We start from the raw sequence: 15863 nt of genomic DNA on the forward strand, positions 1-15863 counted from the left end.
TACGAATACGATTTTAGATTGGAGTAGACTATGAAGAATGATTTATTAAGAGTCGGTGTTATTACATCTACTCATGGAATTCGTGGTGAAGTTAAGGTTTTCCCTACAACAGATGATCCACAAAGATTTAAAGACTTAAAGGAATGCATCATTGCTGCAAAAAGAGAGAATATTAACGTTACAGTGGAATCTGTGAAGTTTTTTAAGCAGTATGTTATAGTTAAATTCAAGGAATTCTCTAATATCAACGATATTGAAATCTATACTAAGTGCGATTTAATGGTTACTAGAGAAAATGCAGTTAAGCTCGAAGAAGGAGAATATTTTATCTGCGATTTAGTAGGCCTTGAGGTTATTACAGATGAAGGCAAAAAGATTGGTAAGTTAAAGGATGTCCTTGAGACTGCTGCCAACAATGTCTATATTGTAGAAGATGAGGATGGGGATGAAATCCTTATTCCTGTTATTGATCAGTGCATTTTAGGCCATGACCTAGAGGCTGGCACAATCACTGTTCACCTACTTGATGGCTTATTGGATTTAAATAAAAAATAAAGCTTGCATAAAGCGAGGATTTATGATAAATTAATAAAGTTGTGAGATAACGAGATGGTCCTCTGTTACAATTCCTGTATTAAGAACATCCAGATTAATAGGAGGTCACACATGGCTAATAGTATTATTAAGAGCATCGAAGATGCACAGCTTAAGGCTCAGGCACCTGAGTTCAGAACAGGTGATACAGTTAAGGTATCAGCTAAGATTAAAGAAGGAAACCGTGAAAGAATTCAGGTTTTCGAAGGTACAGTAATTAAGAAGCAGGGTACAGGCGTACGTGCTACTTTCACTGTAAGAAAGATTTCTAACGGAGTTGGCGTTGAGAAGACATGGCCACTTCATTCACCTATCGTAGAGAAGGTAGAAGTTACTAGACGTGGTAAGGCTAGACGTGCTAAGCTTTATTACTTAAGACAGAGAACAGGTAAGGCTGCTAAGGTTAAGGAATTAGTTAGATAATTAATTTACGTTAGTGGATCTATAAAGCCCGCAACTTATGTTGTGGGCTTTTTTTTTCTACATTTTTTTGATATAATCTAGTTTGTTTGTAAATTAATAAAGTTGGGAGAGAATATGGTGATATGGTAGCATTTAGAAGAAGATACCACGAGAACAAGCAATTGCTATTCGTGTGTAAATATATTGTTGATATAATAATGGTGATTGTGGCAGCTTACGTTTTAGTGAGCTTTATAGCCTATAGAGATACTAATGTGGGTAACTCCATGAACTCTATTTTAAAGGATGGAGATACAGTTTTAGTTAACCGTTATGCCTATTCTTTAGCTAGCCCTAAAAGATACGACGTTATTGCTTTTAGCGTAGATGGTGTTAATTCATCTAAGATTTATATTAAAAGAGTAATTGGTCTTCCAGGAGAGACAGTGCTTATTAAAGACGGCAAAGTCTTTATTAATGGTGAAGAGTTAGAAGACGATGTGGTGGATACAGAGATTTTAACTGCAGGTCTTGCAAGCACAAGCATTACCCTAGACAAGGATGAATATTTTGTTCTAGGTGATAATAGAAACAATAGTGAAGACAGTCGTTTCTCATCTATAGGAACAGTAAAGGAAGACAATATAGTTGGCAAGGTTTGGTTCATTTTAAGCCCTGTTAAACGTATTAAATTTGTATCATAATCAATCATAACTATCATTGAAAGGTGATTCTATATGAGTAAAGAAATCAAGAAAAATTTTGGAAAGTCAGCTTCTAAGGGAAGAGCTGCTGGAAAATCCAGTGCTAACAAATCAGGTTCTGGCAAAGCCGGTGCTAACAAGGCCGCTAGCAAAGCTGGCGCTGGCAAGTCTGGCTCTAAGTTTGGCGCAGCTAAGCCTAGCAAGACTTTTGATAAAAAGGAACACGATAGAAAAATTCAAGAACGTAAACTTGAAAAGAAGAAGAAAATGGAAGCTAAGGAAGCAGCAGGAGATAATAACAAGCTTGCAACTTTTAACTGGTATCCAGGTCATATGACTAAGGCGAAGCGTCAGATGCAGGAAGATATTAAGCTTATCGACCTTGTAATTGAAATCGTTGATGCAAGAGTACCAAACAGTTCAAGAAATCCTGATATTGATGAATTAGCTAATAATAAAGCAAGAATCGTTATTTTAAATAAGGCTGATTTAGCTGATGATAAGCTAACTAATGCTTGGATTAGCTATTTTAAGGAAAAAGGCTTTTACTGCCTAAAGATGGATTCAAGAAAGAATAACGGCTTTAAGGAATTAAACGAGATTATCCTTGAATCTTGTAGTGAGAAGATTGAAAAGGACAAGGCAAAGGGTATTGTTGGTAGACCTATTAGAGCCATGATCGTTGGTATTCCTAATGTGGGTAAGTCTACATTTATCAATGCCTACTCCGGTAAGGCTTCAGCTAAAACTGGTAACAAGCCTGGTGTAACAAAGGGTAAGCAGTGGATCAAGATTAAGGGTAACATCGAGCTTCTTGATACTCCTGGTATCCTCTGGCCTAAGTTTGAAGACCAGACAACAGGACTTAGACTTGCCATGATAGGTTCAATTAACGACAACATTTTAAATAAGGATGACTTAGCCCTTGAGGTTATTAAGTACTTAAATAAGTATTATGCCAATAACCTAAAGAAGCGTTACGAGTTTGAAGATAGCGAGGTTGAAGAGGCTAAGGCAAATTATGAAATGGCAATTAATGAAGAAACTGCAACTAGCCTTGCAATTATGGAAGTTATTGCCTTAAAGAGAGGTTGTATAAAGAAGGGGGCACAAGCTGATTTTGAAAAGGTATCTAATATTATCTTAGATGACTTTAGAAGTGCTAGACTTGGTCTCGTTTCTCTTGAAAGACCTTAATTTATCTAAGCTTAACTAAAGTTTAGGAAAATGGAGCATTATATGACATTAAAAGAAGAACGCGAATTAAAAAAGAAGAAAAAAATGGAAGAAGAAATGGCCAGAGTTGAGGCCATGTTTGAATATGAAAAGCAGCATCCTGATTGTGAGTATATCGCAGGTATCGATGAAGTAGGCCGTGGCCCTCTTGCAGGTCCTGTGGTTACTTGCTGCATCATTATGCCAAAGGATGTAAGAATCCCTTATGTAAATGATTCTAAAAAGGTTACTAAAAAAAGACGTGAAATGTTGTATGATATAATTATGGAGAAGGCAATTGCCGTTTCCATTGGCATCAATGACGAGAAGAGAATTGATGAGATTAACATTTTACAAGCAACTTATGAAGCTATGCGTAAAGCTATTAACAATTTAGAAGTAAAACCCGATATATTATTAAACGATGCAGTTAATATTCCTGAAATAGACATTCCTCAGATTCCAATCATTAAGGGTGACGCTAAAAGCTTTACCATTGCCTGTGCAAGTATCATTGCTAAGGTTACAAGAGATAGAATGATGGAAGAATACGACAAGAAATATCCAGGCTACGGCTTTGCAAAAAATATGGGCTATGGCACAAAGGAGCACACAGATGCCCTAAGAAAACTTGGCCCATGTGAAATTCACAGAAGAACTTTCATAAAGAATTTTGTGGATTAAATTTTTAAGTTAGTTAAGCAAGCTATAAAGTTGGCAAAAGATTTACCGTTACTAGAAACTAATAATTAGTATAGTGGGGGAATTATGGAGATTAATCTTTCAAAGCTATTTAATAACCAAAATATAAATACTAATCAGAATCCCGAAGGAGAGGTTTCAAGCACTTCTCTTAGGGAGTCTGCCAACCTTTTAAAGAATGTTGTTAATAGCAATAATTCTGAGAACGCTATAACTGTGCTTAAAAATATGCTAGCTGGAGATACATTTTCAGGGCTTGTAACCAATGTATCTGAAGGCAGCGTTGAAATTCTCCTTAATCAAAATGTAAAGATAAATGCCAGTCTCTCAAAAGGGGTTAATATCTCTAAAGGAGAGAACCTAACCTTTATGGTTGAGGACAATCAAAATGGCAAGGTTCATATAAGACCGCTTGATTCTAACGGTCAGGCAAACACTGTAATTAACAGAGCTCTTGAGGCAGCAAATCTTCCTGTAAACGAGAAGAACATAAACATTGTAAAAGAGCTTTTATCCCTAAATATGCCAATTAATAAAGAGACCATAACTAACTTGGCTCGTCAAATGGCAAAATTCCCAGAGGCTAATTTAAACAGCCTAGCTAATCTAACAAGACTAAATATTCCAATTAATAAAGAAAATATCGGACAATTTGAAGCCTATAAGCAATTCGACGCAAAGATAGAACAAAGCCTAAATACACTAGAGTCGGATTTTTTCAAAGACTTAGAAGGGCTTATAAATAATAAGGATCAGGCAGGAAATCTTGCCACTAAGGGCGATGCGCAAGGAAATAATCCTAGCAATCTAGTTGGAAATCCTAATGAGGCTAATGCTTCAGCCTTAGGAGAGAATATCCAAAATTTACAAAAGGATAATCTAGCTAACGCCCGTGATATTCTCAAATCCACTATAAACAATCTATACAATGGTGTGGCAGATTCAAAGGATAATACACTAGATACATTTTTATCAAAAGAAAGTTTAAATAATCTAGCAAGCCTTGTAAGCGATAAGGAATTAGCAAGCCAGATTAAAGATGGCTCAATTACTACAAGAGACCTAGTTACTAAGCTTTTTAATTCTGAAAATGCATTATCAAACGAAAATCTTGCAAAGCTTATTGGCGACAAAGACTTTAAGAGTCTTTTCCACGAATTAATTAATGAGACTATGAAGCTTAGCCCTAAGGAAGTAGGGGAGTCTGAGGACGCTATTAATGAATTTTACAATAAATTAAAGAAAAATGTGGACGAGCTATCTAAGGATTTAAAGAACCTAAATATTAGCCCACAGACCGAGAAAAACGTAGACAATCTAAAGAATAACATTAACTTTATGAACGAGCTTAATAGAAATCTTATGTTTATGCAGATGCCAATTAAGTTTAGTGATAGCGAGGGAAACGGAGAACTCTACGTTTTTAGTAATAAGAAAAATCTAAAATACGACCCAGATAATATTAGCGCTATGCTGCATCTAGACATGGAAAACTTAGGACCTCTAGACATTTACGTAAAGCTAACTAATAAGACTAATCTAAGCACCAACTTTGTTCTAGAGTCCGATGAGATGCTAGATTTTATCTATGAGAATATTGATAAGCTTGAAAAGCGGCTCTCAGAGCTTGGTTACGATACACATTTTGAAATGAAGACCAATGACGAGGCGGCAAAGAGTTTCGACTTTGTAAGAGATTTTATTGAGCGAGACCTAAATAAGTCAAGCCCTATTGAAACCTACATTTTTGATACCAAGGCCTAGCTAGAAAGTTTTGTGACTATTTAATTTTACGGGGGTAAAATTATGGCGGAGAATAAGTTTCATTTTAATAAGGAAAATGTAAATAAAGACAGCAGTAAAAATAAGGACGGGGACAATAAGCAAAAAATTGCAGTTGCTCTTGAATACGTCCCTGGGGAAGATGCGCCAAAAATCATTGCCAGTGGTAAGGGACATCTTGCAGAAACCATTATTGAAAAGGCCAAGGAGGTAAATGTGCCAACCTATGAGGACACAGGCCTTGCAAATACCCTATCTAAGCTAGATATAGGGGATATGATACCTCCTGAATTATATACAGTTGTTGCAGAAATACTTGTATTTGTGGATGACTGTGATAGAATAAGAGGAAAATTAAAAAATAAATAGAAAGGTTAAGCCATGAACAAAAGACAACTAGGGCAGGAGAATGAGTATTTAGCCCTCAAATACCTAACGGACAAGGGGTATAAAATTATTAAGAGGAATTACAGATGTAAATTAGGGGAAATAGATTTAATTGCTAAAAAAAATAATAGAATAATTTTTATCGAGGTTAAATATAGATCTAATAGCCGCTACGGAAATTCTATTGAGGCGGTAAATAAGCGCAAGCAACAAGTCATAAGGCAGGTAGCTCGCTACTATCTTTTAACAAACTATCACAGTTTGGAAATCCCCATAAGTTTTGATGTAATTGGAATTGATAAGGACAAAATAACACACATAGAGAATGGCTTTTAAAAAATATGGAATTTAAATTAATTAATAACAAGAATTTTTTTGACGGACTAAAGGTGGGCTCTTGTATTGATTCCACATATTTTGAAGAAATTGAGGTTGATGCAAATAAGTATTTTAATAGACAGCCTGCTGCCAAAGAGAACGAAGCATCTAAGGAGTCTTTGGCAAGTCACAAGGTTGGCATTATTAGATTTAAACCCTTTAAGGATTTAAACTTTATTGAGTGCGCCTTTTCTACTAGACTTGGTGGGGTAAGTACTGGCTACTCTGAGAGCATGAGCTTTTGCTATGATAGAGGAGATAGTAGGGAAAATGTTTTAGAAAATTTTAGAATTTTTTCTAAGGCCATTAAGATAAACCCAGACAGACTAGTCTATTCAAAACAAACTCACACAACTAATGTTTTATATGTAGATGAGTCAAATGCAGGCATGGGAGTTACAAAAGAACGTAACTATGACAATATCGATGGACTTATTACTGATAAGAAAAATCTATGTCTTGTAACTTCCTTTGCAGATTGTGTTCCTGTAATCTTCGTTGATAAAAAAAGACATGTAATAGGCTCTGCCCACTCTGGTTGGAGGGGTACAGTAGGAAATATTACAAGAAATGTAGTTGAACAAATGGGACAAAAGTTTGGCACAAAACCAGAAGATCTTGTAAGCTTTATTGGCCCATCAATTTGCATGGATTGTTATGAAATCAGTGAAGATGTAGCAGAAGAGTTTAAAAAGGCCTACTCAAAAGAAGAACAAAAACACATTCTATTAGATAAGAAAAATGGCCACTACCAACTAAACCTACACATGGCCAATTACTACAACATGCTAAACGCCGGCATAAAGCCAGAAAGCATAAACGTAACTAATATATGCACCTGCTGTAATAAAGATTTACTCTTCTCCCATAGAGGAAGTCAAGGAAAACGTGGTTTACTATGCAACTTCATATACATTAAACAATAAACCTATCTCCAAGCGCGGTGAAACTCGCGCGCAATTATATAGTTTAAGTAGTTATTTTGTAAACTCCGAGCGCGGCAACGCTCGCGCGAGTATCACAACAAAATCAAAACATCAACAGAACCGTCCCGTAAAAGCGTTAATTTGTAGCCCTCGAGCGCGGTGAAACTCGCGCGAGTTTTGCGACAAAGTAAATGGAAGCAAAGACACAACTTCGAAAAGACAATTCTAATTACCTCGGTACTTAAAAAGCCCAGGATTGTAAAATCCCGGGCTTTTTTTAGTATCCGCTAGGTAATTAGCTTAGCGCAAGCGTGTCTTTGAGAAGTTAGTGTCTTTGCTGCAATGTACGTCCGTCGCAAACCTCGAGCCTTTTCTGCACTTCCGTCTCTACAACCCCCTACGCTTCTTAATCTCTAGTTCTTCCTTTATCAACTTATTCTGTTTCTTCTTATTCCCAACTCTTATAAAGTAAACAAGCAATGCCAAAATTGCTACGGGAATGGCAGCAGTAATGATTACTGATAAAGTTTCGGAAACGACTCCATTTTCTAAAATCGAAGATTTAACTTCTGTATACTTAGCGGAGTTTAAAACAACTGCCATATTAGCAAGCATCTCATCTGTTACAGAATCTGTATTTGTCTGGATTGCAAAATTGTAAATGTAGCCATTAGCTACTGTATAATACTTTGTTGCGTAAACAACCACACCTTCAGTAGTAGTTGAAATGTTATATGTCATAAAATAGGGCTGATCATTAAAGTATTCTATGCCGCTATCTAAAATCTCTTCTTCCTTATATTCTGTCTCTAAATTGGATTCTGATTCGATGTAGGAATCAAATAGACTATTTAAATCACTTTCGGATAAAGTGTTAAAATCGGATAGAGACTCATTTGCCTTAACACCAGTAATTGCAAGTTCATAGGTCATATCTGCATCTACAGCTTCTAAGTAACAATTGTTGGCTATCATAGAAGTCTGAACTTCTGAGGCGTCTGAGGCACCAATTAATTCTAGATAGGAATTGTTATTAGTAGTAGACTGTGTAAAGCAAATCAGCTCACTTGGAACTTCTATCTTTAAATTTATGGCGGAAAATTGTAGGCTCTTCGTGTCTGTATCCGCAAAGCTTGTAACTTTGTTAAAATTTAAGAAGGACACCGTAAAAATTCCAACCATTAAACATGATAAAACTCTTCTTTTTATTTTGTTAAACTTCATCAAAAACCTCCCAGAAATCAACTAGTTTCAATAATCGGTATAATATCATAGACCTTTACAAAAAGCAATTAAACTGATATTATAAATCAGTATATTTACATTAAAAATTTATTAATAAGATTAGGATGAATAATTATGAGTAAACCTATTGTAGCTGTTGTCGGAAGACCTAATGTTGGTAAATCAACATTATTTAATTGTCTTTGTGGGCAACAGATTTCTATTGTTAAGGATACTCCTGGTGTTACAAGAGATAGAATTTATGCCGAGGTTACTTGGCTTGATAAATCATTTACACTTATTGACACAGGTGGTATCGAACCAGATTCAAAGGATATTATTTTATCTCAGATGAGAGAGCAGGCACAGATTGCCATTGATACTGCAGATGTCATTGTATTTATGACAGATGTTAAGCAGGGCTTAGTTGATTCAGATGCTAAGGTGGCAGATATGCTTAGACGTTCCCATAAGCCAGTTGTACTTTGTGTTAACAAGGTAGACAACTTTGATAAGCTTATGCCAGATGTCTACGAATTTTATAACCTTGGAATTGGCGATCCAATGCCAATTTCTGCTATTAGTAAGTTAGGTCTTGGTGACCTACTTGATGAGGTTATTAAGCATTTCCCAGAGGAAGCTGATACTGAGGAAGAAGATGACAGACCTAAGATTGCCGTTATTGGTAAGCCAAATGTTGGTAAGTCTTCCCTTATTAATAAGCTCATGGGAAAGAACAGAGTTATTGTAAGTAATATAGCTGGTACTACAAGAGACGCTATTGATACAGTAATTAAATACAATAAGAAAGACTATGTATTTATTGATACAGCGGGTCTTAGAAGAAAGAGTAAGATTAAAGAAGATCTTGAACGTTTCTCAATCATTAGAACAGTGGCAGCAGTTGAGAGATGTGATGTAGCTATTTTAGTTATTGATGCAACTGAAGGCGTTACAGAACAGGATGCTAAGATTGCTGGTATTGCCCACGAAAGAGGTAAGGGTGTTATTATTGCCGTTAATAAGTGGGACGCCATTGAGAAAAACGATAAGACAATTTATGAATTTACTAATAAAATTAAAGATACATTGTCATTTATGCCATATGCGGAAATCATGTTTATTTCAGCACTGACAGGACAACGTCTAGCTAAGATTTATGAGTTAGTAGATGAGATCATTGACCATCAGACAATGCGTATACCAACTGGTGTACTTAACGAAATCTTAACAGAGGCTGTTGCTATGAAGCAGCCACCTTCAGATAAGGGTAAGAGACTTAAGATTTATTACATGACTCAGGTTTCTGTTAAACCACCAACCTTTGTTATGTTTGTTAATGACAAAGAATTAACTCATTTCTCATATACAAGATATATTGAGAACAAAATTAGAGAATCCTTCGGTTTTAGAGGAACTCCAGTAAGATTTATCAACAGAGAGCGTAAGGAGAAAGACTTGTAATGTTAGCACGAATATTATGTTTAGTTTTAGGATATCTTTTAGGTTCTATAATCCAGGGCGGATATTGGCTTGGAAGATTTAATCACATCGATATTAGAAAATATGGTAGCGGAAACGCTGGTACAACAAATGTTATGCGTACCTTAGGTAAGAAATATGGCTTCTTAACTTACTTTTTAGACATTTTCAAAGTAATACTTGCAGGAATCATTGTTAACTTCTGCATAGCGCCACATTTTAACGTATCAGAATTATTATTATTCTTATATGCCGGCTTTGGTACAGTACTTGGACACAACTTCCCATTCTATTTAGGCTTCAAGGGTGGTAAGGGTATTGCAGCAACTTCAGGACTTGTAATTGCACTTATACCTTTCCCTCATTATTGCTTTGCATTTACACTTTTTGGACTTATTACATTCCCATTAGTGTTATTTACAACAAAGTATGTAAGCCTTGCATCCCTTATTGGAATTGCTGGTTTCTTTATTGAATTTGTAATTTGGGATTTAGTTGGTTTCCTACCACTTAACGGAACTGAACATGTAGAAAGCTGCATTATAGTATTCTTATTTGCTGCACTTGGCTTTATTAGACATGCGGCTAACATAAAACGACTTATTAATGGAACTGAAAGAAAGATGGGAGAGAAAAAGAATGGCTAAAATCAGTATTATGGGCGCCGGAAGCTGGGGCTTAGGATTATCTATTTTACTAAACAACAATGGACACGAAGTAACAGTTTGGTCTGTATTTGAAGAGGAACTTGATGTATTAAGAAAGAACCACGAGAATACAAAGTGCCTTCCTGGAGTTAAGATTCCAGAGAATATTAAATTTAACGGTAACACTAAGGAAGCAGTAGAATCTGCTGATATCTTAGTGCTTGCAGTTGCTTCACCTTATACTCGTTCAACAGCCAAATTACTTGCTCCATATGTTAAAGATGGACAGTATATCGTTAATGTTGGTAAGGGTATTGAAGAAAGTAGTCTAATGACTTTATGTGATGTAATAAAGGATGAAATTCCACAGGCTACAGTAGCTGTACTTTCAGGACCAAGCCACGCAGAGGAGGTTGGTAGAGGTATTCCTACAACTTGCGTTATTGGTACTGCAAAGAAGGAGGATGCAATTTTCTTACAGAACATCTTCATGAGTGATGTATTTAGAGTATATATTAGTCCAGATGTACTAGGAATTTGCCTTGGAGGCTCACTTAAAAATGTTATTGCCCTTGCAGCAGGTATCGCTGATGGCCTTGGCTATGGTGATAATACTAAGGCAGCCCTTATTACTAGAGGTATTGCTGAAATCAGCCGTTTAGGTCTTGCTATGGGAGCTAAGGTTGAGACATTTGCTGGTTTATCAGGTATTGGAGACTTAATCGTTACTTGCGAGAGTATGCATTCTCGTAACAGACGTGCAGGTATCTTAATCGGTAAAGGTTACACAAAAGACCAGGCTATGGAAGAAGTAAAGATGGTGGTAGAAGGCGTTTATTCCGCTAAGGCAGCCCTTTTACTTGCTAAAAAATATAACGTTTCAATGCCAATTGTAGAGCAGATTAACAAGGTGCTCTTTGAAGATATGAATGCTTCTCTTGCAGTTTCTGAGCTTATGCTTAGAGATAAAAAGATCGAAGCAGATAGTATTTCATGGGAATAAAAAAGTGGGTTGTGAAATAGGGCTAATGTGTCATTAGTCCTATTTCATTAGGTATAATGGTATAGATTACCCATTTTTTTATACTAAAATTTGGTTTATACTTTATATATTGGAAGAAATGTTATGAAGAGAGGATAGTTATACATGGCGCATATTAAACAATTACTAAACAGAGCTTATATTTCTAATCGTTTAAAGGATAAGTTAAGCTCATTTGAGCAGTACAGATACAATTTTATCTGTGCGCCAACAGGGTATGGTAAATCTATTGTTTGCCGTACATTTTTTAAGAATTACCCAGGCTACACAATCCTTTGGATTGATGCAGACACATCAAAGGAGATTTTCTGGAACAATCTATGCAATGCTATTAAGCTTGTTAGCCCAACACATGCAGCACATTTTTCTAATTTAGGATTTCCTACAACAGAAGAGGAAGTTAACGAGCTTTGCTCATTAATGTCTAACTTAACTAACGAAAGAGCACAGACAGTTGTTGTTATTGATAACTTTGATAAAGTCTTTGACGATAATCTTGCAACATTCTTTAAGATAAACTACGCTGCGACTACACCAGGTCTAAAGTATGTATTTCTTATACATGAATTACACTATCAAGATATTATCAATTTAATTACTAAGAATGAAATCGGATGTATTGATAAGAGTGACTTAAGCTTCGTGCCTGAGGACATTTATGATTATTTTAGATTAAATGAAATTATAGTTGATATTGAAATTGCTAAAGACATTTACAATAAAACAATGGGTTGGCCATATATTGTAGAACTTTATATGGATCATGATGGAGATAAGGCAAAGACTTCATCAAGAGAGAACCTTGATAATTTTATTGAAACTAACATATGGTATAACTTAGACGATTCACTAAGAGATTTCTTAATTAATCTCTCAGTATTTCATAAATTTACAATCAGCCAGTGCGTTGCACAGACTAAGCTAGATGAAAGAACATGCCTAGAATATTTAAGAAAAGTCTCACTTATAGACTATGATAAATTATCTAGAACTTATAGCTTTAATCCTGTATTTAAGAACTTCATGCAGAAGGTCTTTAAGGAAAAGCCAAAGGATACAATTAAGGAAATTACTATGAGAGCAGCGGATACATACCTCTCTAATAGCGATTATTTCTATGCAATTAAGCTTTATAATGAGTCTAATGAGTATGGAAAGATTTATACTTGCGATGCAACCCTTAGTAGCCTTTATTGCTATATTATTCGTGAGAATAAGGATATGTTCTTTAATGTTGCCAACCAGTATTGGAAGGTAGACAAGAAGGGAAAGTATGAATTTTCAATTATTATGTGCTTTGCTATGTTCTTATATAACGAGAAGAACACAATGGAGGCCTTAATTAAGGATATTGAAAATGATATCAAGAACGATGATTTAGTAGATGAGATTCAAAAGAACTCATACCTTGCTGAAATTCAGTATATCAATGCTTTCTTTACTTATAATGATTTTAACAAGATGAATGAGGACTTTAAAAAGGTTACATATCTTACAAAGTCACCTCTAAATCTTATTTCATCACAGTATCCATTCAGTTTTGAAAGTCCTTCTATTATGGCTCTTTACCATAGAAGAATCGGCGGATTAGATGTGGAGATGTTCTCACTTGAGGATTGCGCACCTAATTATTATAGAATTACTAATGGACACGGTAAGGGCTTTGAAGCTTTAATGAAGGCAGAAAGTCTTTACAATAGAGGTGAGATAGATGGTGCTGAAATTCTTTGTCATAAGGTTATTTATATGGCAGATAGTAGAAACCAGCATGATATCTATATTGCAGCTAACTTCCTTATGGCACGTATTTCCATTTATCATGGAGCTAATGATGCCTACAAGGAATACATGAACAATATTGAATTTAGACTTACATCTAATGAAGATGCAGCTAACAACTTATCTAAGATGGTGGATGTGTGCAAGGCATTTATCTATACTGACTTAGATGAGGTTGATAAGATAAGCAACTGGCTAAAGGATGAGAAGAGTATTGAAGATCATGCTAACTTCATTTCCCTTAGTTATGTAAATGTTGCATTGTGTAAATACTTAATTCTTACAGAGGAGTATCATCACTTCCTTGGAATTAGTGGACAGTTAATCGGCTTAAGTAAGTTATTCTCTTACATAGTGCCAAGAATTTACACATACATTTTCCTTGCAATCGCTAATAACGAAACTAATGATTCTGAAAAAGCTAAGAGATTCTTACTTGAGGCTATGGAATTGGCTGTTCATGATAGAATCATTATGCCATTCGTTCAGAACTATTCATACATTGGCGATATGCTTGATGAAATCACAATTAGCAAGACTTTATCACCTTTTGTAAAGAGCATTAATAAGCATGCTAAGAACTATGAAAAGGGTGTTAAGACAGTTAAGAAGGCCGGAAGAATGTTAGCAGATTACGGCCTAACAGTAAGAGAGGCTGATGTTGCAAAGCTTGCCGCACAGCGTCTTACAAACAAAGAAATTGCAGAGCAGTTATTTATTGCAGAAAGTACTGTTAAATCTAACATGAAGGTTATATTTAACAAGTTGGGCATTAATTCAAGAGGTGATTTAAAGAATTTCTTTGAATAATGTCGAGGCCAGATAGCTTTCTAGCGAGAACAAGAAAGGACACATATGAGAGTTATTGCAGGAAGTGCTAGACACCTCCCTCTTAAAACCATTGAGGGACCAGGAACAAGACCTACAACTGATAGAATAAAGGAAACCTTATTTAATATTCTACAATCAGATATCGTAGGATCAAATTTTCTAGACCTCTATTCTGGTAGTGGGGCTATTGGAATCGAGGCTTTAAGCAGAGGTGCTAAAAGTGCTACATTAGTTGAAAATGCAAAAAATGCTTGTGGGGTTATTAAGGACAATTTAGCATTTACAAAATTAGCAGATAAGGCTAACTTAATGGAATGCGATTGTTTATCAGCAATAAATCGTCTTAAGGGCGGTGAAATATTTGACATAGTATTCATGGATCCTCCATACGGAAAGGACTATGAGTTTGAGACATTAAAGGCAATTAAGCAGGCAGGAATAGTTGATGAATATTCAATTATTATTGTTGAAGAGGCCCTTGATGTTGACTTAGACTATGCAGAAGAGCTTGGCTTTGAATTAGTTAGAGCTAAGACTTATAAGACAAATAAGCATTTATTTTTTAAACTAAAGGGAGACAAATAAAGTGAAAAAAGCAATTTATCCGGGCAGCTTTGATCCGGTAACATTAGGTCACTTAGATATTATCGAGCGTTCAGCAAAATTAGTAGACCACCTTATTGTAGGAGTACTAAATAACAAGGCTAAAACACCATTGTTTTCAGTAGATGAACGTGTTAATATGTTAAAAGAAGTAACAAAGCACATTCCAAATGTAGAAGTATTATCATTTAGTGGACTTTTAGTGGAATTTGCTAAAGAACACGAGGTTAATGCTATTATTAGAGGCCTTCGTGCTGTAACAGATTTTGAATACGAACTTGCAATGTCACAGACAAACAAAGTGGCTGCGCCAAGCATTGACACTGTATTCCTTAATACAAGTCTTGAATATGCTTACTTAAGTTCAAGCATTGTAAAGGAGATGGCAATGTATCATGGGGACATCTCAAAATTTGTTCCAGAATATGTTATTGATAAAGTAAATGAAAAATATAATGCATCAAATAATTAGTTGAGGGAGAGAGAGTATGAGCAGAATTGAACAGATGATTAGCGACATTGAAAGTTATATCGACAGCTGTAAGTTCTATGGTTTATCAAAGAACAAGATTATTGTTGATAGAAGTGAAATGGAAGAGATGTTAAAAGAGCTTCGATTAAAGACTCCAGAAGAAGTTAAGAAATACCAAAAGATTCTTAATAACAAGGATGCCATTATTGCAGATGCAAAGGAACAGGCAGAGGCTATTTTAAGAACAGCACAGGTTCAGACAGAGGAACTTGTTAATGAACACGAGATTATGCAGAGAGCTTACGCTCAGGCTAATGAACTTATTGAGACTGCTACAGCTCAAGCTCAACAAATACTTGATAGCGCAACAGGCGAAGCTAACGACATTAGATACGGCGCAATGCAGTATACAGACGATATGTTAGCTAAGTTACAGTTTATTATTGAACACTCAATTAGAGATAATAAGCAGAAGTATGAGTCATTACTTAATGGCTTAGAAGACGTTTTATCTGTTGTTAATAACAATAGAAACGAATTAAAGGGTGCCACAGATGATACTGCTGAAGTAGCAGCAGAGACAGCTGATACAAAGGCACAGAAATTAGATGATGAATCTGAAGAAGATTTATAATATTTTATAAGACATTATAATACATATACTAAAGCGATTGCTAAGCTATGAGCTTTGGT

At 35.5% G+C, this 15863-nt stretch carries 17 protein-coding genes; 16 read left to right on the top strand and 1 reads right to left on the bottom strand.

Translation table 11 applies throughout. The annotated features are described in order from the left end of the window. Nucleotides 1-30 precede the first annotated feature (30 nt). The 9 genes from rimM to pgeF all read left to right on the top strand — a co-directional run bounded on the left by rimM (nt 31) and on the right by pgeF (nt 7090). Nucleotides 31-555, top strand: coding sequence for a ribosome maturation factor RimM (gene rimM, locus QVA17_RS05980; RefSeq protein WP_287387063.1), 525 nt, complete (start codon nt 31-33; stop codon nt 553-555). A gap of 111 nt (nt 556-666) precedes the next feature. Next, a complete protein-coding gene (gene rplS / locus QVA17_RS05985; RefSeq protein ID WP_034245423.1) occupies nt 667-1017 on the top strand; it encodes a 50S ribosomal protein L19 in 351 nt (116 codons plus the stop codon). 122 nt (nt 1018-1139) lie between these two features. Then, on the top strand, nt 1140-1700 hold the full coding sequence (gene lepB, locus QVA17_RS05990) for a signal peptidase I (RefSeq protein WP_027430730.1): 561 nt from the start codon (nt 1140-1142) through the stop codon (nt 1698-1700). Nucleotides 1701-1733: 33 nt separating this feature from the next. Beyond that, a complete protein-coding gene (gene ylqF / locus QVA17_RS05995; protein WP_330635156.1) occupies nt 1734-2897 on the top strand; it encodes a ribosome biogenesis GTPase YlqF in 1164 nt (387 codons plus the stop codon). Nucleotides 2898-2939: 42 nt separating this feature from the next. Beyond that, nucleotides 2940-3599, top strand: a complete 660-nt coding sequence (locus QVA17_RS06000; RefSeq protein WP_287387064.1) for a ribonuclease HII — start codon at nt 2940-2942, stop codon at nt 3597-3599. Between the two features lie 84 nt (nt 3600-3683). Further along, entirely contained in the window at nt 3684-5381 is a 1698-nt protein-coding gene (fliK, locus tag QVA17_RS06005) for a flagellar hook-length control protein FliK (RefSeq protein WP_287387066.1), read from the top strand. A gap of 42 nt (nt 5382-5423) precedes the next feature. Continuing rightward, entirely contained in the window at nt 5424-5768 is a 345-nt protein-coding gene (locus QVA17_RS06010; RefSeq protein ID WP_027430734.1) for an EscU/YscU/HrcU family type III secretion system export apparatus switch protein, read from the top strand. 12 nt (nt 5769-5780) lie between these two features. Continuing rightward, nucleotides 5781-6122 (top strand): YraN family protein, encoded by a 342-nt coding sequence (locus QVA17_RS06015; RefSeq protein WP_027430735.1) that lies wholly within the window; start codon nt 5781-5783, stop codon nt 6120-6122. 5 nt (nt 6123-6127) lie between these two features. Further along, nucleotides 6128-7090 (top strand): peptidoglycan editing factor PgeF, encoded by a 963-nt coding sequence (pgeF, locus tag QVA17_RS06020; protein ID WP_287387070.1) that lies wholly within the window; start codon nt 6128-6130, stop codon nt 7088-7090. 387 nt (nt 7091-7477) lie between these two features. Here pgeF and QVA17_RS06025 read toward each other — a convergent pair whose 3' ends face one another. Continuing rightward, complete coding sequence (locus tag QVA17_RS06025; RefSeq protein ID WP_074521189.1) at nt 7478-8314, bottom strand: hypothetical protein; 837 nt, start codon at nt 8312-8314, stop codon at nt 7478-7480. Between the two features lie 135 nt (nt 8315-8449). Between QVA17_RS06025 and der the strand changes: the two genes are divergently transcribed. From der to QVA17_RS06060, 7 genes are all read left to right on the top strand, one after another. After that, the gene (der, locus tag QVA17_RS06030) at nt 8450-9778 is read left to right on the top strand and encodes a ribosome biogenesis GTPase Der (protein WP_287387072.1); all 1329 of its coding nucleotides are present in this window, start codon (nt 8450-8452) and stop codon (nt 9776-9778) included. Beyond that, on the top strand, nt 9778-10443 hold the full coding sequence (gene plsY, locus QVA17_RS06035) for a glycerol-3-phosphate 1-O-acyltransferase PlsY (protein WP_027430739.1): 666 nt from the start codon (nt 9778-9780) through the stop codon (nt 10441-10443). Before der ends, plsY begins: the two co-directional genes overlap by 1 nt. Next, nucleotides 10436-11446 carry an NAD(P)H-dependent glycerol-3-phosphate dehydrogenase gene (locus tag QVA17_RS06040; RefSeq protein ID WP_287387074.1) on the top strand — a complete coding sequence of 337 codons (1011 nt, stop codon included), beginning with the start codon at nt 10436-10438 and terminating at the stop codon, nt 11444-11446. Before plsY ends, QVA17_RS06040 begins: the two co-directional genes overlap by 8 nt. Nucleotides 11447-11590: 144 nt before the next feature. Beyond that, the gene (locus QVA17_RS06045; RefSeq protein ID WP_287387076.1) at nt 11591-14074 is read left to right on the top strand and encodes a LuxR C-terminal-related transcriptional regulator; all 2484 of its coding nucleotides are present in this window, start codon (nt 11591-11593) and stop codon (nt 14072-14074) included. 45 nt (nt 14075-14119) lie between these two features. After that, the gene (rsmD, locus tag QVA17_RS06050; RefSeq protein WP_027430742.1) at nt 14120-14680 is read left to right on the top strand and encodes a 16S rRNA (guanine(966)-N(2))-methyltransferase RsmD; all 561 of its coding nucleotides are present in this window, start codon (nt 14120-14122) and stop codon (nt 14678-14680) included. A gap of 1 nt (nt 14681) precedes the next feature. Continuing rightward, nucleotides 14682-15170 carry a pantetheine-phosphate adenylyltransferase gene (gene coaD, locus QVA17_RS06055; protein ID WP_074521184.1) on the top strand — a complete coding sequence of 163 codons (489 nt, stop codon included), beginning with the start codon at nt 14682-14684 and terminating at the stop codon, nt 15168-15170. A 16-nt stretch (nt 15171-15186) separates the two neighbouring features. Next, nucleotides 15187-15804 (top strand): vacuolar family H+-ATPase subunit H, encoded by a 618-nt coding sequence (locus QVA17_RS06060; RefSeq protein ID WP_287387078.1) that lies wholly within the window; start codon nt 15187-15189, stop codon nt 15802-15804. Nucleotides 15805-15863: the final 59 nt, after the last annotated feature.

Origin of the sequence: Lachnospira sp., assembly GCF_016290755.1 — a bacterium.
Taxonomy (GTDB): domain Bacteria; phylum Bacillota; class Clostridia; order Lachnospirales; family Lachnospiraceae; genus Lachnospira; species Lachnospira multipara.